The sequence below is a fragment of the Bacillus sp. EKM206B genome (assembly GCF_011066015.1).
Taxonomy (GTDB): Bacteria; Bacillota; Bacilli; order Bacillales; family Bacillaceae; genus Bacillus; species Bacillus velezensis.
The window spans coordinates 404,928-424,430 of record NZ_JAAMNL010000001.1 but is presented as its reverse complement, the minus strand read 5'-3'; the positions used below and the strand labels follow the sequence as shown (position 1 = coordinate 424,430).

Here is a 19,503-nt window from a genome sequence, read left to right as displayed (position 1 = left end):
TCCGCTGTGTGCAGACTGCCTGTTTTGTTAAGGATAAGGTCTTAAAGTCATTCATTTTTCCCCCGTATCCTGCTTTCAGTCCCATTCCAAAATAACTAGCGGAATGACTGGTACATGACAGAAAAAGACGGGTCCGGAGTGTTTACAAGAAATACACATTTTATATGCGGAAAGCCTTTCTCCTTTTAAACCATTTACAGGACGTTTATCACTCTTTTGAAATATTTTTAATAAATCTTTATATTCGTTCAAGAAATATTCATCCATAATTGTGAAGTTCTTGGTAAAACCATCGAGGAACTCCTCTATTTTATAAAATGCATAAAAAAGGAATACCCGCTGAAAACTACAGATAACCAGGAAAGGAGGCGGTCTGATGTCTGCGGATAAACAAAACAAACGGATTCCCGGCGATTTTGAATCGGCTGTACGGGAAATGCAGGAGCTGATGTGTGTTTGCGGTGATTTTAAAATACGAAGGATCAAACTGCAGGACCGTCATACCGCTTTCTTTTATATTGAACAAATGATAGAAGAACAGAAGCTGAATGAGTTTCTGTTAAGCGACACCCTGCAGAACGGCCCGCTTGAGGAAACGATGAATGCCGTCAGCAGTGCGGAAACGGATGAAATCAGAAAACTCATTGACGGGATTTTGGCCGGACAGGTTGTTTTTCTCAGCGATGCATCGAGGAAAGCGAAGCTGTTTTCCGTCGGGCAGAATCCGCTGCGTTCCATTATGGAACCCGAATCTGAAAGTATCGTCCGCGGCGCCCATGACGGGTTTGTGGAAAGTTTGGAAACGAACATTCATCAGCTGCGGTTTCACATACAGGACCGCCATCTCTCCGTTCATTATATGGATATCGGGGAAAGAGCCAAATCAAAGGTTGCGGTTATCTTTGTTGAGAATATCGCCAATCCGGAGATTGTGGAAGAAGTGAAGCGGCGCCTGTCATACCTGCGTATAGACAGCGTGCTTGCGCCCGGGATTATCGAGGAATCAATAGAAGATAATTCGTTTTCCATTTTTCCACAGATCATTCATACGGAACGGCCGGATAAAGCAAAAGCATGCGTGATGGAAGGCTGTGTACTGATCATGATGGACGGGAGTCCGTCGGCTTTGATTGCGCCGATCACATTCTTTTCCTTTTTTCAATCTCCGGATGACTACAGCACGAGGTGGATTTCCGCCAGTTTTTTAAGAGTGCTGAGATTTTTCGCCTTTATGATCGCGATTACGCTGCCCGCTTTTTATATCGCGCTGATTGCGTTTCATTTTGAAGTCATTCCCAACGATCTGATTATCACCATGAAAAATTCGATTGTTGATATTCCCTTTCCCCCGCTGATAGAAGCCATGATTATGGAAATTACGATTGAACTGATCCGCGAAGCCGGTATCAGGCTGCCGAAACCGATCAGTCAGACGATCGGCATTGTCGGCGGTCTCGTGATCGGTGACGCAGTCGTTCAGGCGGGACTCATTTCTAATATGATGATTATCGTCGTAGCCGTTACGGCCGTTTCTTCTTTTGTGCTTCCTTCATATGAAATGAGCACGTCCATCCGAACGCTCAGATTTCCGCTTATGTTTCTGGCATCCTCGTTCGGTTTTATCGGCATCGCACTCGGCTTCGGGCTTATTCTGATGAACCTGTGCAAGCTTGAATCACTCGGCGTTCCTTATTTATCATCGCTGACGCCGTTTCATTTCAGTGACTTGAAGGATGCATTTATCCGGCTGCCGGCTTGGTTTATTAAAAGAAGGCCTTTTTATTTGAGACCGCAAGACTCAAAGCAGATGAAACATGTTCGGGGGTGGAGAAAAGATGAAGCCTAAAAAAATAAGCCCGCTTCAAGGCGTGTTTTTCATTAATCAGACGCAGATCAGCATCGGCATTTTGGCGCTGCCCCATTTACTGATGATGAAATCGGGAAGCAGCGGATGGATTTCCATTCTGCTTACCGGATTGCTCGTCCAGCTTACATTCAGCCTGTATATGATATTATTTCACCGGTTTCCGAAGCTGAACCTGTACGAAATGCTGGAGGAGGTGTTCGGAACACTTGCCGGCAAAGGGATGCAGGTGCTGTATATTTTATATTTCGCGTTTCTCTGCACGCTCATTCTTTCTGTATTTACACGGATATTGGATATCTGGGTGCTCCCGCAGACTCCGAATTGGGTGGTCAGCTTAATGCTGATCCTCGGCTCTGTCTATATCGCCCAGGCCCCGCTGAATGCGATCGCCAGGTTCAGCTTTATCTTAACACCGTTTTTGCTGCTGATCTCTCTGCCGATTTTATACACGCTGGGAAAAGCCGATATCACATACATTATGCCGATTTTTCACGGAACCGCAAAAGACATGCTTACCGGGGTGCAGCAAACACTTGTCAGCATTACCGGCTTTCAGGCGGCGCTCGTGATCGGGCCCCTAATCAACTGCACCGTCAGCCAGCGCTACAAAATACTGACGATTTCAAACATCTTGATTATCCTTTATTACCTGTATATCACCCTTACTTGCTTTGTCACAATCAGCCCCGAAGAAATAAAAATGATCCCGGAGCCTGTGCTGTACCTGTTAAAAACCGTTTCATTCAGAATTATCGAACGGACGGATCTGCTCTTTTTGACGTTTTGGTTCGTGACCGTCTTTTCAACGCTGGCCAACGTGTTTTACTTGGCAAGCACCGGCATCGCCAAGCTGTTCAATCAAAAAGACCACAGCCGGTTTGTTTATCCGCTGGCCCTGCTCGTCTTCCTTCTGTCTATTTGGGCCACAAGCACGGATAAAACGATACAGCAGCTGGATCAGTTTTTCCGCATTTCCGATATTGTGTTTGTGTATTTGTTTCCGTTGTTTATGGTATTGATTGTCCTTGTACGCAAAAAGGGTGTCCGCCATGCGCATTAAAAAAGCGGTTCTTATCAGTCTCATGTGCGCAAGCCTGACACTTGCGGGCTGCTGGGATCAAAATTTGCTGAAAGATATTTCTCTCGTGCTGACCGCAAGCCTTGATGTTGATCATGACGGTAAAAATAAAATCGGCATCACCTATCGGAAGGTTCAGTCGTCCCAGGCGGAACAGGAAACGGGCGGCTCATTCATTACGACGGTGCTCAGCGCTTCCGGGCACACCATCCGTGAAGCGCGGTTTCAATTGGATAAGCTTGTTGATCAGCGCATTGACACGTCCAAGCAAAGAGTCTTATTAATCGGTGAGAAAATGGCGAAAAAACCGCTTTTTCCTTATCTCGATGTCTTTTACAGAGATCCGAAAAGCCCGCTTCTCGCTCATCCGGCGGTTGTAAAAGACGGCGAGGCGATTGAAGTGCTGAAGCTGATCGTCCGGCAGAAATTGATCGTCAGCAAGTACTTAACGAATTTATTAACAAGCGCTAATGCGGAATCAAATATCAGCATGGAAAATTTGCAATCCATCCGTTCAAGCATGCTGACGGCTGATAAGGATTTCGCCCTTCCTTATTTATCGATTAACGGACAGACGATAAAGGTAGAGGGTTCTGCCCTGTTCAGCGGCCAGCGGAAAGTGACTGAGGTGCTCGGTCAGGATTCGACCCTCCTGACCCTTTTAAGCGGGCAATTTAATAAATCGGCTAATATTAATCTGAAGCTGTGGGACAAATACAAAATGGATATTGAAAATTATCTTTCTCTCGGCATCACGGATGCCACGCGAAAGATTGTATTTATAGATACAGATCCGCAGCATATAAAAGTGAAAATCCGTTTAAAACTGAATGCACGCGTCTTGGAATATCCAAAGGACAAGCTGAATTCTTATACGGCAATCGACCAAATGAACAAACAAGCATCAGCAAATCTGAACGGGCAGGCCAGATCGGTGATCAGCCATATTCAGGAGCACAACTCGGATATCCTCGGCATCGGCCGGAACTATCAAACCCATTATTATGAGCGGGGCAAGCGGCTCAATTGGCGTGAGGTCTATCCTTCCATCGAGATCGTCCCTGATATCAAAGTGAATATCTCGCAAATCGGCATCGTGAACTAAAAGAGACCCCGGTCTCTTTTTTTGTTGCCAACCGAAATTATTCGTGTTACTCTTTTTATGTAAACGGTTACATAAATGAAGGAGGAGTGTTTGTTGGCAACGATTAAAGATGTCGCAGGCGCTGCCGGCGTCTCTGTTGCCACGGTTTCGCGTGTCCTCAATGACAACGGCTACGTGCATGAAGATACACGAACGAAGGTCATGCTTGCCATGGAGAAGCTGAATTATTATCCGAATGAAGTTGCCCGCTCTCTTTATAAAAGAGAATCCAGACTGGTCGGGCTTTTGCTTCCGGATATTACGAATCCCTTTTTCCCTCAGCTTGCCCGCGGGGCTGAAGACGAGTTGCAACGGGAAGGATACCGGCTGATTATCGGCAACAGCGATGAAGAATTGGAAAAAGAACTCGACTACCTGCAAACATTTAAACAAAATCAAGTTGCCGGTATTTTGGCGGCCACCCATTACCCTGACCTTCCCGAATACAGCGGCAGCCTTTACCCGGTCGTATTTCTGGACCGGACAAAAGAAGGCGCCCCATCCGTATTCAGTGACGGACGGGCAGGCGGAAAACGGGCGGCTGAGGAAATGCTTCGCGGCAAAAGCACAAGCATCACGCTTGTCAAAGGCCCAGCCCACCTTCCGACCGCTCAGGAACGTTTTAACGGCGCACTTGATGTGCTGCAAAAAGCGGGCGCGCAGTTCAATGTCATCTCCGCCGCTTCATTTTCCATCAAGGATGCCGCCATTTTAGCAGAAGAATTGTTTGCAGCATACCCGGAAACCGACGGAGTCATTGCCAGCAACGACATTGCGGCGGCTGCCGTCCTCCATGAGGCGCTGCGGCTCGGCAAAAAAGTTCCGGAGGAGATTCAGATCATCGGATACGACGATATTCCGCAGAGCAGGCTTTTGTTTCCGCCGCTTTCAACCATCCGCCAGCCTGCATATGAGATGGGAAAACAAGCGGCAACCCTGCTGCTGCAATTGATAAAGAAAGAGCCGCCGAAAGAGACGGCCATTCAAATGCCCGTGACTTACATAAGAAGACAAACGACAAGAAAGGATGATCACCATGAGTGAAATTTGTGTTATCGGAAGCTGTTCTATGGATCTGGTCGTCACATCTGAACGGCGGCCGAAAGCCGGAGAAACCGTACTGGGCACAGACTTTCAAACCGTGCCCGGAGGAAAAGGCGCAAATCAGGCCGTAGCCGCTTCCCGCCTGGGCGCAAACGTATATATGGTAGGAAAAGCAGGCAATGACAGCTACGGAAAAGCGATTATTGAAAACCTGAAGGCAAACGGTGTCAATACGGACTATATGGAAACGGTTACACACAAAAATAGCGGAACGGCTCATATTGTGCTCGCAGAAGGAGACAACAGCATCGTCGTCGTAAAAGGCGCAAACGATGACATCTCCCCCGATTATGCCAAAAGTGCGCTAGCAAAACTTCCCGGCATTGATATCGTGCTGATCCAGCAGGAGATTCCTGAAGAAACCGTAGAAGAAGTGTGCAGCTACTGCCGCGCGCAGCAAATTCCGGTTATCCTGAATCCCGCGCCGGCCCGGCCGCTGAAACAATCGACGATTGAGGATGCCGCATATCTTACGCCGAACGAACATGAAGCGTCCATTTTATTTCCTGACCGGACGAAAGAAGAAGCGCTCGCCGGCTATCCCGGCAAACTGTTCATTACCGAAGGAAAACAAGGCGTGCGCTACTCAGACGGCACCGCGGAACAGCTTGTTCCCGCCTTCCCTGCAGAAGCGGTCGACACGACGGGAGCCGGCGATACCTTTAATGCGGCACTTGCCGTCGCACTCGCGGAAGGACGGGACATTGAGCAAGCGCTCCTGTTTGCCAACCGCGCCGCCTCCCTGTCCGTGCAGCACTTCGGCGCCCAAGGCGGGATGCCGGCCAGAAAAGAAGTTGAGGAGCTGCTGTCATGAAAAAACACGGAATGTTAAACAGCCACATTGCCAAAGTATTAGCTGATCTGGGGCATACAGACCTCATCGCAATCGCCGATGCGGGTCTCCCCGTCCCTGACGGCGTCCCTAAAATTGATTTGTCCTTAACGGCGGGCGTTCCCGCCTTTCGGGACGTGACCAGCCTGGTAGCCAGGGAGATGGCAGTCGAAAAGGTGATCGCCGCTTCCGAGATCAAAGACGCAAATCCTGAGAATGCAAGTTTCATAGAAAGCCATTTCTCAGCGCAGACGATCGAGTACATGTCCCATGAGGAATTCAAACGGCTCACACAGAAAGCAAAAGCCGTCATCCGAACGGGTGAAATGACACCATACGCCAACTGCATTCTGCAGGCGGGTGTGATTTTCTAGAAAGAAGGGATCCAGCATGCACATCGGCATGACAGACATTCATAAAGCATTCGGCAAAAACCAAGTGCTCTCCGGCGTCTCATTTGAGCTTCTGCCGGGAGAAATCCACGCTTTAATGGGAGAAAACGGAGCGGGCAAATCGACGTTAATGAATCTGCTCACCGGGCTCTACCGGCTCGACAAGGGAAACATTACGATAAACGGAACAAATATGAGCTTCTCCAATCCAAAGGAAGCCGAAAAGCACGGAATCGCCTTTATCCATCAGGAACTGAATATATGGCCGGACATGACGGTGCTTGAAAACCTTTTTATCGGCAAAGAGCTGACGACGGCGTTCGGCGTTTTGGAAACGAAGAAAATGAAAACGCTAGCAAAATCACAGCTTGAAAAATTGGGAGTCTCTCTTCCTCTTGACCGGGAAGCCGGACAATGTTCCGTCGGACAGCAGCAGATGATTGAGATTGCCAAAGCGCTGATGACAAACGCCGAAGTCATTATTATGGACGAACCGACCGCGGCGCTGACCGAACGGGAAATCAGCAAACTGTTTGACGTGATGACGGCGTTAAAGCGGGACGGCGTATCCATCGTCTATATTTCGCACCGAATGGAAGAGATATTTTCGATTTGCGACCGGATCACCATTATGCGGGACGGCCTCACTGTCGATACGGCGCATATGAAAGACACTAATTTTGATGAAGTGGTCAAAAAAATGGTCGGGCGGGAGCTGACCGATCGGTATCCGACTCGCACGCCGTCACTCGGCGATAAGGTGCTCGAAGTGAAAAACGCCTCAAAAAAAGGAAGCTTTTCACAGATCAGTTTCCATGTGAGCGCCGGAGAAATCCTCGGCGTTTCCGGCTTAATGGGTGCCGGACGGACAGAAATCATGAGGGCGCTGTTCGGAATTGACAGGCTCGATTCCGGAGAGATCTGGATTTCCGGCCGAAAAACCGGCATTCGGGGTCCGTACGATGCCATCCGTAAGGGACTCGGCCTGATTACGGAGAACCGCAAAGATGAAGGGCTGCTGCTGGATACGTCCATTCGTGAAAATATCTCATTGCCGAACCTGACCAGCTTCTCTCCGAAAGGCATCATTGACCGAAAACGCGAGGCGGAGTTCGTTGAGCTGCTCATCAAGCGTCTGACCATTAAGACCGCATCTCCGGAAACCGCCGCCCGGCATTTATCAGGAGGAAATCAGCAAAAAGTCGTCATCGCCAAATGGATCGGAATCGGCCCGAAAGTTCTCATCCTTGATGAACCGACAAGAGGCGTCGACGTAGGCGCGAAAAGGGAAATCTATTCATTAATGAATGAACTGACCGATCGCGGAGTCGCCATCATCATGGTGTCTTCCGAGCTGCCGGAAATTCTCGGCATGAGTGACAGAATCATCGTCGTCCACGAAGGGCGCATCAGCGGAGAAATCAATGCGGCCGGCGCAACACAAGAACACATCATGACACTTGCCACGGGAGGGCAGCAGTATGAAAACTGAACCAATGACATCAACTGAACAAAAGCGATTTTCCATTCACACCTTCACACAAAAACTCGGTCCGTTTCTCGGCTTACTGATTCTTGTGCTGATCGTTTCCGTTTTAAACCCGAGTTTTCTTGAACCCCTCAATATTCTCAACCTTCTTCGGCAGGTTGCGATTAACGCTCTGATTGCATTCGGAATGACGTTTGTCATTTTAACGGGAGGCATTGATCTCTCTGTCGGAGCCATCCTCGCCTTATCGAGCGCATTGGTCGCAGGTATGATGGTCTCAGGCATCGACCCGATCTTAGCCGTCATCATCGGCTGCGTAATCGGCGCCGTACTCGGCATGATAAACGGATTATTAATCACAAAAGGAAAAATGGCGCCGTTCATCGCCACTTTGGCGACAATGACCGTCTTTCGCGGATTGACCCTCGTCTATACGGACGGAAATCCGATTACGGGGCTCGGTTCAAATTACGCATTTCAATTATTCGGACGCGGTTATTTTCTCGGCATTCCCGTACCTGCCATTACGATGCTGATTGCATTTGCGGCCCTGTGGGTTCTTCTGCACAAAACACCGTTCGGCCGCCGGACATACGCCATCGGCGGCAATGAGAAAGCGGCGCTGATATCGGGAATCAAAGTGCCCCGCATCAAGATCATGATCTATTCTCTGACAGGTTTATTATCGGCGCTGGCGGGAGCGATTCTGACATCACGCTTAAATTCCGCACAGCCGACGGCCGGGGAATCATACGAGCTGGACGCCATCGCAGCGGTCGTTCTCGGCGGAACGAGCCTGTCCGGCGGTCGAGGGCGCATCATCGGTACGCTGATCGGGGTTTTGATTATCGGTACGCTGAACAACGGCTTGAACCTTCTCGGCGTATCATCTTTTTATCAGCTCGTCGTCAAAGGAATCGTCATTTTAATCGCGGTGCTGCTGGACCGCAAAAAATCGGCATAGTAGGAGGACCATTATGAAGAAAGCCATCATCACAATCGCGGCATTATCACTGTTTTTGCTGTCCGCCTGTTCACTTGAACCGCCACAATGGGCAAAACCGTCAAACACAAAACATAAAAAAGAATTCACTATCGGGCTCTCCGTCTCCACATTGAACAATCCGTTCTTCGTTTCATTAAAAGAAGGCGTTGTAAAGGAAGCCAAAAAACGGGGCATGGAGGTCATTATTGTCGATGCTCAAAATGATTCATCTAAACAGTCAAATGACGTAGAAGATTTGATCCAGCAGGGAGTCGATGCGCTGCTGATCAACCCGACCGATTCATCAGCGATTTCAACAGCCGTCGAATCGGCAAATTCCCTCGGCATTCCCGTCATTGCGCTTGATCGTTCAGCCGAACACGGCAAAGTCGAAACGCTTGTCGCCTCTGACAATGTCAAAGGAGGAGAAATGGCGGCTGACTACCTCGCCGATCAGCTCGGAAAAGGCGCCAAAGTGGCGGAATTGCAAGGGGTGCCGGGCGCATCCGCGACACGGGAACGCGGAACGGGCTTTCATCATATTGCCGACAAAAAGCTGGATGTCGTAACAAAGCAAGCGGCGGATTTTGACCGTACAAAAGGATTGACCGTCATGGAAAACCTGCTGCAGGGACATCCGGATATCAAAGCCGTGTTCGCCCATAATGATGAAATGGCACTCGGCGCGCTCGAAGCGATTAACAGCTCGGGCAAACACATTCTGGTCGTCGGTTTCGACGGAAATAAAGATGCGATTTCTTCCATTAAAAACGGAAAGCTGACAGCCACGGTCGCCCAGCAGCCGGAGCTGATCGGAAAACTGGCGGCCGAAGCGGCGGAGCAGGTGCTCAAAGGAGAAAAAGTCAAAAAAACCATTTCCGCTCCATTGAAACTTCAAACACAAAAATAACCGGCCGATGTTTAGATTTTCGATAAAACGTGAAAGGATGAAGTAAAAGGAGAGATACAGATGAAGAAAACAGCCAAAGCGGCATCCATTCTGACCCTTGCAGCGGGAATAACAGCGGCTTCAGCTGCCGGAATAACGCCTCTTTCGGAGACACACGCGCAGGAAGCGGTCAAAATTGAAGATCTGTACAGCTACCCGCTTGACTCTTATCTCGTTTCCGCGGAAGCATTGAACGTCAGAACAAAAGCATCAGCAGCCAGTCCGAGAGCTGATACCCTTCATTTAGGCGACAGCTTAAAGATCGTTTCATTCCAGAACGCTGACTGGGCAAAAGTACATTATAAAAACGGAAAAACAGGATTTGTATCTACTCATTATATTGTTAAAGAAGCAACAACCGTAAAAACAACGGCAAAAACAAAAGTATATACAGACAAACAAGCGGTCAAAGCTTCCCTTGCTAAAAACACGAGCGTTTCTTTCCTCGGATGGAAAAAGACAGCCGGCGGCGGCATTGACTTCGGCTGGGCGCTTGTCGATTACGGGGGCGCAACGGGATATATCAGCACAAAAGATCTGCAAAAACTGACATAATATCAAAACGGATTTCGCAAATTCAGCGCGAAATCCGTTTTTTCTTTCTTGAGCAGTCAGAAACGTCTAAGGTTCGAAATATTTCTCAGGAAATATTGTCGGATGAAGATGAATGCATACGACTCTAAAATGGCTTCTTTATGTAATCCGCCAGGCGTTTTGCATTGTCACGAATAGCCGCAGCATCGGCGCTGCTTACCCCGTACATCGCGAAAGCCGGCAAATAGGTCATACCCGTAAAATTAGCCATTGCCTGAAACGGCCTTAAGAGCTCGCTCAGTGAAAAATGATTAGACCCGCCTGCCTGATATGCATCCTCTCCGGCACCTACGGAAACGGCCAGCAGCAATTCTTTGCCGTGCAGCGCCTTTCCTTTGGAGCCGTAAGCCCAGCCATACGCCAGCACATGATCCATCCATGTTTTTAAAAGCGGAGGCGCACTATACCAGTACAGCGGGAATTGAAATACGATCCGGTCATACTGTTCACACAGCTGCCGTTCCTTTTCCGCATCTATTTTCCCGTCCGGATATTCTTTATAAAGCTCACGGACCGTAATTTCATCATGATTTTTTAATTCTTCTGTCCACGCCTTATTGACCGCTGAGTTGTCCATGTCAGGATGAACCGCTAATACCAATACTTTCACAGCTACCACACCTTTCCCTTTTGACTGTATTTTACCTAATCTTTGCCGGTTCAGCCAAATAAAAAGAAAGCCCCCGAGAAAAAATGGGGCTTTCTTTTTATTTTATTCCGGGCTTCCTTCGGTTGTTTCGATATCCTTCGCAAAATTCGGATTATCTAAATTTGCGTTGAAAAAGTCCGCCGTATTCGGAAGCTTGAGGTTCATATTCATTTTTTGAGAAATGGTCACTTTACAATCTTTAATGACATAGTCAAACACGTGTCCGCCGGAATTGCGTCCTTCATCAATGAAGTGCAGGTGATATCCGGAAACAGCAATGCCGTTTGCGTAACCCGGCGTCCAGAAGCCGGCGATTGTACCCTGAATGTCGTCAAAATTGAACACAGGCTGTGTTTTTACCGCTTCGATCATCGGAACGTACGGTTTCTCCTGGCGTTCTACCGTTCTTGTCTGCACCTTTTTAAATACGCCGTCTAAACGGATCGCATAAAATAAGTTTTTACTAGGCAGAAGGCTGGCGATTTCCTGCTCGAATTCTTCACGGGTCATTTCGCCGTCGATCGTATGCGTCATATCAGGCGTAAAAAATGTGAATGAGCAGAATGGTGACAGGTCTCCGCCTTTAACAGGCGTAGCCGTTCCGTCGCCGCGCAGACGGTAAAATTCTCCGTCAAATCCGATTAATTCGCCGTCCAGTTTATTGAACGTGCCGATTCCGAAATCACCGAACTTCGGAATGTCAGCCATATCAAAATCTCCGTCATATACTCCGTCCAGCAGAGATGTCATTGTTGATACTTGATAGATCTGATCCTCAGGTGAGCCTTTTTCTCCGCGGCTCATCATATGGATGTCGCTTGCGTTTTTCATATTCCCTTCACTCCTTTTAAATTGGGCTGTTTTAGAAAACAGGTCATGGTGCGCAGAGTGCTAGAGAGCTTTTGCTTTCATTTTTTCTTTGAATTGCTTCGGAAGCATGTCGCTTGATAAATGGACATTGTCACTGTAATCGACAGGAATGTCAATGATGACAGGGCCTTCTGTGTTCAAGCCTTTTTGCAGCACGTCTGCCAGCTGTTCCGGTGACTCAACGCGCAAGCCGGTGGCGCCGAAGCTTTCTGCATATTTTACGATGTCAATGTTTCCGAAATCTACGCATGATGTACGGTTATATTTTTTCATTTGCTGGAATGCGACCATATCATATGTGCTGTCATTCCATACAAGGTGAACGATCGGCGCTTTTAAGCGGACTGCCGTTTCCAATTCCATTGCAGAGAACAGGAATCCTCCGTCTCCTGAAACGGATACGACTTTTTCACCCGGATTCACCAATGTGGCGGCAATCGCCCAAGGAAGCGCTACGCCCAATGTCTGCATGCCGTTGCTGATCAACAGTTTCAGCGGCTCATAAGCGCGGAAGTAGCGGGACATCCAGATCGCGTGAGAACCGATATCGCAAGTGACGGTTACGTCGTCATCAATTGCATTGCGCAGTTCTTGGACGATTTGCAGAGGATGCACTCTGTCGGATTTATGGTCGCTTGGCGCCTTCTCGCTGTCTGTGAGCATCTGTTTTAATTCGCTCAGCACTTCTTGTTCACGGCTGCCCATATCAAATGTCACAGCGTCGTGTTCAATTTGTTTAACCGTAGCGGCGATATCGCCTAATAATTCTAATTCCGGCTGATAGGCATGATCGATATCGGCCTGGATTTCGTCAAGATGGATAATAGCACGGTCACCGTTTACGTTCCAGAACTTCGGATCGTATTCAATCGGATCATAACCGATCGTTAATACGACATCCGCCTGTTCAAGCAGAAGATCGCCCGGCTGGTTGCGGAACAGTCCGATCCGGCCGAAATATTGGTCTTCCAGCTCTCTGGACAATGTGCCGGCCCCTTGGTACGTTTCTACGAAAGGCAGTTTTGTTTTGGCAAGCAGTTTGCGGATTTGTTTTACCGCCTCCGGTCTTCCGCCTTTCATGCCGACTAACAGAACGGGAAGTTTCGCCGTCTGGATTTTCGCGATAGCCGCGCTGACCGCTTCTTCCGGTGCAGGGCCTTGTTTCGGCGCCGGCACGCTGCGTACGTTTTTCACATTTGTGATTTCATTCACAACATCCTGCGGAAAGCTCACGAAAGCCGCGCCTGCCTGACCTGCTGACGCTGCCCTGAAGGCGTTTGTTACCGCTTCTGGTATATTCCCTGTTTCCTGTACTTCTACACTGTATTTTGTAATCGGCTGAAATAGCGCCGCATTGTCCAATGATTGGTGTGTCCGTTTTAACCGGTCTGCGCGAATTACGTTACCCGCCAGCGCCACTACCGGATCACCTTCTGTATTAGCCGTTAACAAGCCGGTCGCCAAGTTGGATGCCCCCGGGCCTGAAGTAACGAGACAAACGCCTGGTTTTCCAGTCAGTCTTCCGACAGCCGCAGCCATAAATGCAGCGTTCTGTTCGTGACGGCATAAAACCAGTTCAGGTCCTTTATCTTTTAACGCATCAAATACTGCATCAATTTTTGCACCCGGAATGCCAAAAACATGTGTGACACCTTGCTCCACTAAGCAATCAACAACAAGCTCCGCCCCCCGATTTTTTTCAGAGGTTTTTAGTTCATTTGTTGCTTTTGCCAACACCCTCACTCCTTATTATGCATATTAAATATAAAATTTTAAGTAATTTGTGATATTATTCACTATACACTCTTTGGAAATTGACCTCCAATATCAATTCGCCGTATGATTAATATGTTTCACGAATAATTAACAAAGAGAAAGGAATGGATAAGGATGGAGCTTCGCCATCTTCAATACTTTATTGCCGTTGCCGAAGAACTTCATTTCGGCAAAGCTGCGCTTCGGTTAAATATGACACAGCCGCCTCTCAGCCAGCAGATCAAACAGCTTGAGAAGGAAGTCGGCGTGACCTTATTAAAGCGCACGAAACGGGTTGTAGAGCTTTCAGCTGCCGGAGAAAGTTTTTTAAAACACAGCAGAAACGCGATCGAAGAAATAGACAAAGCGATTGAAATGGCGCAGAGAACGGCGCGGGGAGAGCTCGGCCGCCTTGTCGTCGGTTTTGTCGGCTCGGCCACATATGAATTTCTGCCGCCGATCATTCGGGAATTCCGCGAAAAATTCCCCTCCGTCAAGCTTGATCTGCGTGAAATTTCTTCTTTCAGACAGCAGGAAGAACTTCTGAAGGGGAACATTGATATCGGCATCCTTCATCCGCCTTTACAGCATTCCGCGTTACATATGGAAAAGGTGCAGAGCAGTCCGTGCATTCTGGCTTTGCCGAAGCAGCACCCGCTTACCGCTAAACAGACAATCGACATTCAGGATTTAAAAAATGAACCGATTATCACACTGTCGAAAGAAACATGGCCGACTTTATACCTGGAGTTTGTAAACTACTGCGAGCAGGCGGGCTTCAAACCGAAAATCGTTCAGGAAGCGACGGAGTATCAAATGGTGATCGGATTGGTTAGTGCCGGTATCGGCGTAACCTTCGTGCCTTCTTCTGCTAAAAAGCTGTTTAATCTCGAAGTCGCCTACCGCGGCATTAATCAGGTGCAGCTCACTGCCGAATGGGTCATTGCCTACCGCAAGGATAATCAAAACCCGATTCTGAAACATTTTCTGGATATTATGAATAAGCGCCAGGCTTTATTGCAGGCGGATAAGGAAAATGCATAAAAAAGAGGGCCGCCGAAAGCAGCCTCTTTTTTTGTGCTTTTATGGAATTTTACTAAATTGGTAGAAACGCTCAGTACACCTTACGACCTGTACCCGTATACATACAGTACAACTGATCAGGAGGGATAAAAATAACGGGGCGGCAATGACCCATCTAAAAGGAGGCAGAACACATTACACATATTACCGTCATTTTGACCCTGATTTCTTTCTTTGTGACCATTATTTTTATATTTTGGAGACCCGGGGGATTAAATGAAGCCTTTCCGGCGTCGCTGGGCGCCATTCTCGTTTTGTTATGCGGAACCGTTTCCTTTCATGATTTGGGGGATATAGGGTCAAAAGTCACCGGAGCATCAATCACCATTATCTCCACAATGATTATGGCGATCGCGCTGGAAAGCTTCGGTTTTTTTAACTGGGCGGCGGCCAAACTGCTTCACCGCGCCAAGGGATCGGGCATCCGGCTTTTTTGGCTGACCAACCTGCTCTGTTTTTCAATGACGCTCTTTCTGAATAATGACGGCAGCGTCTTAATCACCACTCCTATTTTACTATTGGTCTTACAATATCTCGGACTTAAAAGACATCAGAAAACACCGTATTTAATAAGCGGCGTATTAATTGCGACGGCGGCAAGCACCCCGATCGGCGTCAGTAATATCGTCAATTTAATTTCTCTCAAAATGATAGGCATGGACCTTTATTTGTACACCAATATGATGTTTATCCCCGGCACGCTGGGACTGGTGTTTATGGCCTTTCTGCTGTTTGCCGTTTTTTACCGCCGTTTGCCGAAACAGCTCCCCGATATTCCGGTTCATTTTGATTCGCTTGAACACAAACGATATCATCCGCTTCAGCCTCCGCCGGACTTGAGCCAAAACAGCCGTACGAACATCATGTTTTGTGTTTTGGTATTTGTATTGTTCGTCCGGATCAGTCTGTTTGCAGCTTCTTACAACGGCATATCCGTTTCGCTCGTGGCTGTCATCAGTTCAGTTATCCTGCTTTGCTGGAGATGGTTTTATTTAAAAATCGGTCCGGCAGACTTATTAAGAAAAGCGCCTTGGCATATCTTTATTTTTGCCTTCACGATGTACATTATCATTTACGGACTGCATAATATCGGACTGACGGCGCTGCTTGTTCAGTCTATTGAACCTTATGTCTCACAAAGCATTGCCCACGCTGCATCTATTATGGGCATTGCTACATCCGTCCTCTCTAATTTGTTCAATAACCATCCCGCCTTAATGATCAGCACTTTGACATTAACTGAAATGTCCATCGACCCATTAACCGTAAAAATCATTTATCTGGCTAATATTATCGGCAGTGATATCGGATCATTGCTTCTGCCAATCGGGACATTAGCCACGCTGATCTGGATGCATATCATCAGACAGCACGGCGAAAAAGTTTCTTGGTCAGAATATATCAAAACGACCATTGTCGTTGTCCCTCTCACCGTCGTGTTTACCATTACCGTTTTATATGTTTGGATCAGTTGGATTTACCTTTAGCTCCGATGAAAAAAAACTGCCTGCTGTATAAGAGAGGCAGTTTTATCATTTATGGCAGGTGCATGGTTTTTAAATGATTCAATTTCCAAAAAACAGTATCGCCGTCTGCATTGGTCAATTCAAGAATATTATCTGAGACATCCTGCAACAGCCCCACTTTATTCGGTATATCTCCTAAATCCAGAATAATCAGCTTCCCGATATATCTTTTTAATTGCTCCTCAAAATTCCGGACAAGGGGCACATTAGCGGGAACAACCGGCAGCTCTGAACTGTTTAATGTATACGGCGTCTGCTCATCGGAATAGGGTGTCAGCCATTTCAAATGATGCATCGAGATGAAAAGAGTCTTATAAACCGGAGAGAAGAAAACAAAATAATCATTTAAAACACTTGTCACATACCCATGGATGGAACGGTCTCCCGTGACGAAAATTTCTGTAAATCTGCCTTTTATATGCTGGAGGGTATTCCGATAAGAAAATGAATGTTCCTGTTTTTCGGGATGCGGACTTTTTTTTCTTGCGTACGGCTCTTTATTCTCTTCGTCCGGGAGCGTCAATGTCATCCTCTGAAGATGCAGCAGCGGAATATAAAGAAACGTCCGGCCGTCATGAATCACAATGATATCCTGACCGATATCCAAAAGAGTTCCTGAAAATGTCGTATTCCCCGATATCTCAATATCGACTTGTTTATCCAGAAATCTGCTTAATCCAGCCATTTCATTCCCCCCTCTCCCGCGTTTACGGACAATCTTTCCAATCATTTACGGCCGCGTTTCCACCGATAATCTATTGTCCTTAATACAGTGGCGTAGCTATAAGAGACCTCTTTCTCCCGTTTTGAGGATCGAACGGATCTTGATGATCTTTTCGACTTTTTAGAGGAAGTACGCTGCTCTTCGCGTGATTCTTCCTCATGCGGCTTTTCTTCTTCGGCGCTCTCTTTCTCACCTTTATTCTCGTCGTCTTTATTCTCCTCTTTTTTAGCTGCTCCTTTTGCCCCTTCGCTGATGCTCTTGATATGAAAAGGATAGATCCGCAGCACTTCTTTATCTTTCACAAGAGTGTAGTGGCCGTCGGAATTATCCACAAGTATACCTTCAACGGCTTCAGGACCTCCGCGGTTGATGGATACCCATTTGTGGATCAGGCGTTTAAATATGCCGTGAAAATCATCAGCCATTTCAAATTCCGGGCGCTCCTCCTCTTGGCCGTCCTCTTCTTGTTCCGCGCTGATGCTTTTGACATGGTCGGCGTTAAAATATACAATTCCGTCATCTTCTGTTTCCAGCACGAGAAAATCATCCCCTGTTTCGTGAAGCTTTCCTCTTTTCGATTCCGGACCTCCCTGATTCAATTGCACCGTGCGATTGGTCATCCGGCTGATCAGGTCTTGAAAATCATCAGCTTTTTCACATTCTGCCGCTTCGGACTGCGATACGGTTTCACTCGTATTTTCCGTCACACTTTTCACGTGTTTCCATTGATAATAAACGATTTTATTATCAACCTGAAGAGCGATATAATCTGATTGAATGTCTGCTAATCTCCCTGTCTTGGACTCCGGGCCTCCCCGGTAGACAGTAATCACTTTTCCTTCCATCGCATGCAAAAAGTTGTCATCAGACCGCTGCCGCTTCGTATTGCGTTTCATCTATTGTCCTCCTAGTCATTTTTCTCATAATGTAAAAAGCATAATGCATATATACGTATCACGATTATTTTCGGGAACTGATTCACCAGCCTATTTGTAAAAAATCTTTCTTCATTTCCAAATCAGATATTCCACCGCTCTAACTCACTGCTGATGAAGGCTGACCGCTCCTTAATGTATTCGCAAATCACTTCAGGCTCCCGGTCAAAGCAATCCATCTCTTCTTTCTTATATGGATCCTTCGCGACATGCGGCCTGATCTGCTCATACAGTGACATGACCTTCGGCTTCATATGTTCAATGGTAAACCGGGTCTGAAGCGTCTCTTCCAAAAGCCGTTTGTACGCTTTGCGGAAATACGGTTCATCCAGAAGCCTTGCAGTCAAGGTATTAAACCCTTGTATTCTGACATAATCGGCCTCCATCCGATCACCATGAATGTCTCTTCCCCACGTCGCATCGTAATCCCACGGAATGACTTCAAAAAGTCCCGTTTCATGATTCCGGTACAAAGCGTAATTATGAACAAATCCATCGTAGTTTGAGGTAAACACGATGCCCGCAAGCCACCTCAAATACTTATCGGCGTCCAAGTGTTTGACGATCTCCCCCTTGAACTCTGACTTCGGCACGGTATTAATTTTATAGATCATATCCTGCAAGTATAAATCGTCTTCTTTCGTTCCCGTTTTCTTTTCATAACCAAGTTCGAGCGATGTTTTCGTATCCCGCTCCAGATCACTGACGAGGGAGAAATTGGCGTCGTCATCAACCGCGTAAAAAACAGCGCCGTCCGCCAAATTCCGTTTCGCCAGAAAATATTCATCCACTGACTCCAGCTCAAGATACACCCCCTCATGTCTGCCATTGATTTGCAGGGTTACGAAATTCGCCTTTGGTGACAGCGTCCCAAGCTCCGCGAAGAAATCGAGAGACAGCTTATTCCGCATCATCGACGGATCTTTGTATTCAGCGTTTAAATGTATCTCTTTCGCCCTGCGAAATGTTTTCGGCGAATAAAAAGCGATGTGATACGATTTTTTCTTAAAATCTCTTATATGCGAGCCGCGGTACGCCAGATCAATGTCAAGCCGTTTTTGATTCACTCTCAGCACCGCGGGCACCGGATCATCATCCCAAATGTCTTTTTTCAGCTCCATTAAGTCTTTCGGGTGAATAAACAGCTGGTATAGAGGCAATGTTGATTGGTCTTTCATCAGTAAACCTCCCTGTATTAATTTAGGCTGTGCTTTTTATATAAAACTCAGCGAATCACACATACACTTTTTTCATTCATGCGTACTATGTGGTAGTAAGGATCGCATCCTTAAAACATATATCATGAGGAGGTTTCAAAATGGGCCACTATTCCCATTCTGATATCGAAGAAGCAGTAAAGTCCGCAAGCACCGAGGGATTGGAAGATTATTTGTACCAAGAACCAAAAAGCAGTAAGAAGAGAAAATCTCGCAAGCATAAAAAATCCCGTTCTCACAAAAAATCTCGCAGCCATAAAAAATCGTGCCGCTCTCACAAAAAATCTCGCAGCCATAAAAAATCGTGCCG

19 protein-coding genes are annotated in these 19,503 nt (G+C 47.2%); 13 read left to right on the top strand and 6 right to left on the bottom strand.

The window, feature by feature from the left end; translation table 11 throughout:
- Positions 1–376: 376 nt before the first annotated feature.
- From G9F50_RS02160 to G9F50_RS02115, 10 genes are all read left to right on the top strand, one after another.
- Positions 377–1,846, top strand: a complete 1,470-nt coding sequence (locus tag G9F50_RS02160; RefSeq protein ID WP_045209051.1) for a spore germination protein — start codon at positions 377–379, stop codon at positions 1,844–1,846.
- Complete coding sequence (locus G9F50_RS02155; protein ID WP_060562477.1) at positions 1,836–2,927, top strand: GerAB/ArcD/ProY family transporter; 1,092 nt, start codon at positions 1,836–1,838, stop codon at positions 2,925–2,927. The genes G9F50_RS02160 and G9F50_RS02155 overlap by 11 nt, the downstream gene beginning before the upstream one ends.
- A complete protein-coding gene (locus G9F50_RS02150) occupies positions 2,917–4,050 on the top strand; it encodes a Ger(x)C family spore germination protein (RefSeq protein ID WP_060562476.1) in 1,134 nt (377 codons plus the stop codon). Before G9F50_RS02155 ends, G9F50_RS02150 begins: the two co-directional genes overlap by 11 nt.
- Before the next feature lie 93 nt (positions 4,051–4,143).
- Positions 4,144–5,133, top strand: coding sequence for a LacI family DNA-binding transcriptional regulator (locus G9F50_RS02145; protein ID WP_060562475.1), 990 nt, complete (start codon positions 4,144–4,146; stop codon positions 5,131–5,133).
- Entirely contained in the window at positions 5,126–6,007 is an 882-nt protein-coding gene (rbsK, locus tag G9F50_RS02140) for a ribokinase (protein ID WP_060562474.1), read from the top strand. The genes G9F50_RS02145 and rbsK overlap by 8 nt, the downstream gene beginning before the upstream one ends.
- Positions 6,004–6,399, top strand: coding sequence for a D-ribose pyranase (gene rbsD / locus G9F50_RS02135; protein WP_060562473.1), 396 nt, complete (start codon positions 6,004–6,006; stop codon positions 6,397–6,399). The genes rbsK and rbsD overlap by 4 nt, the downstream gene beginning before the upstream one ends.
- 16 nt (positions 6,400–6,415) lie before the next feature.
- Positions 6,416–7,909: a sugar ABC transporter ATP-binding protein gene (locus tag G9F50_RS02130; RefSeq protein WP_060562472.1), complete on the top strand. Its 1,494-nt coding sequence runs from the start codon at positions 6,416–6,418 to the stop codon at positions 7,907–7,909.
- Complete coding sequence (rbsC, locus tag G9F50_RS02125) at positions 7,899–8,870, top strand: ribose ABC transporter permease RbsC (protein WP_012118605.1); 972 nt, start codon at positions 7,899–7,901, stop codon at positions 8,868–8,870. The genes G9F50_RS02130 and rbsC overlap by 11 nt, the downstream gene beginning before the upstream one ends.
- Positions 8,871–8,883: 13 nt before the next feature.
- Positions 8,884–9,801 carry a ribose ABC transporter substrate-binding protein RbsB gene (gene rbsB, locus G9F50_RS02120; protein ID WP_060562471.1) on the top strand — a complete coding sequence of 306 codons (918 nt, stop codon included), beginning with the start codon at positions 8,884–8,886 and terminating at the stop codon, positions 9,799–9,801.
- Between the two features lie 60 nt (positions 9,802–9,861).
- Positions 9,862–10,395: an SH3 domain-containing protein gene (locus tag G9F50_RS02115; RefSeq protein WP_060562470.1), complete on the top strand. Its 534-nt coding sequence runs from the start codon at positions 9,862–9,864 to the stop codon at positions 10,393–10,395.
- Positions 10,396–10,519: 124 nt separating this feature from the next.
- Here G9F50_RS02115 and G9F50_RS02110 read toward each other — a convergent pair whose 3' ends face one another.
- The 3 genes from G9F50_RS02110 to alsS all read right to left on the bottom strand — a co-directional run bounded on the left by G9F50_RS02110 (position 10,520) and on the right by alsS (position 13,687).
- A complete protein-coding gene (locus tag G9F50_RS02110) occupies positions 10,520–11,044 on the bottom strand; it encodes an NAD(P)H-dependent oxidoreductase (RefSeq protein ID WP_007407526.1) in 525 nt (174 codons plus the stop codon).
- Between the two features lie 102 nt (positions 11,045–11,146).
- Positions 11,147–11,914: an acetolactate decarboxylase gene (budA, locus tag G9F50_RS02105; RefSeq protein ID WP_003151318.1), complete on the bottom strand. Its 768-nt coding sequence runs from the start codon at positions 11,912–11,914 to the stop codon at positions 11,147–11,149.
- Between the two features lie 60 nt (positions 11,915–11,974).
- Positions 11,975–13,687, bottom strand: a complete 1,713-nt coding sequence (alsS, locus tag G9F50_RS02100) for an acetolactate synthase AlsS (protein WP_032860108.1) — start codon at positions 13,685–13,687, stop codon at positions 11,975–11,977.
- A 156-nt stretch (positions 13,688–13,843) separates the two neighbouring features.
- Between alsS and alsR the strand changes: the two genes are divergently transcribed.
- On the top strand, positions 13,844–14,752 hold the full coding sequence (gene alsR, locus G9F50_RS02095; protein WP_007407528.1) for an acetoin biosynthesis transcriptional regulator AlsR: 909 nt from the start codon (positions 13,844–13,846) through the stop codon (positions 14,750–14,752).
- Positions 14,753–14,946: 194 nt separating this feature from the next.
- Positions 14,947–16,278 carry an arsenic transporter gene (locus G9F50_RS02090; RefSeq protein ID WP_060562469.1) on the top strand — a complete coding sequence of 444 codons (1,332 nt, stop codon included), beginning with the start codon at positions 14,947–14,949 and terminating at the stop codon, positions 16,276–16,278.
- Positions 16,279–16,327: 49 nt separating this feature from the next.
- Here the strand turns inward: G9F50_RS02090 and G9F50_RS02085 are convergent, their stop codons facing one another.
- The 3 genes from G9F50_RS02085 to G9F50_RS02075 form a co-directional block, all read right to left on the bottom strand.
- Positions 16,328–17,002: a hypothetical protein gene (locus G9F50_RS02085; RefSeq protein ID WP_007407530.1), complete on the bottom strand. Its 675-nt coding sequence runs from the start codon at positions 17,000–17,002 to the stop codon at positions 16,328–16,330.
- Positions 17,003–17,043: 41 nt separating this feature from the next.
- Positions 17,044–17,937 (bottom strand): hypothetical protein, encoded by an 894-nt coding sequence (locus tag G9F50_RS02080; RefSeq protein WP_060562468.1) that lies wholly within the window; start codon positions 17,935–17,937, stop codon positions 17,044–17,046.
- Positions 17,938–18,059: 122 nt separating this feature from the next.
- Positions 18,060–19,154, bottom strand: coding sequence for a CotH kinase family protein (locus G9F50_RS02075; protein WP_025285385.1), 1,095 nt, complete (start codon positions 19,152–19,154; stop codon positions 18,060–18,062).
- 140 nt (positions 19,155–19,294) lie between these two features.
- Between G9F50_RS02075 and G9F50_RS20520 the strand changes: the two genes are divergently transcribed.
- Positions 19,295–19,503, top strand: a 209-nt coding sequence (locus tag G9F50_RS20520; protein ID WP_395940763.1) for a CotG/ExsB N-terminal domain-containing protein, incomplete at its 3' end; no start/stop codon positions are given.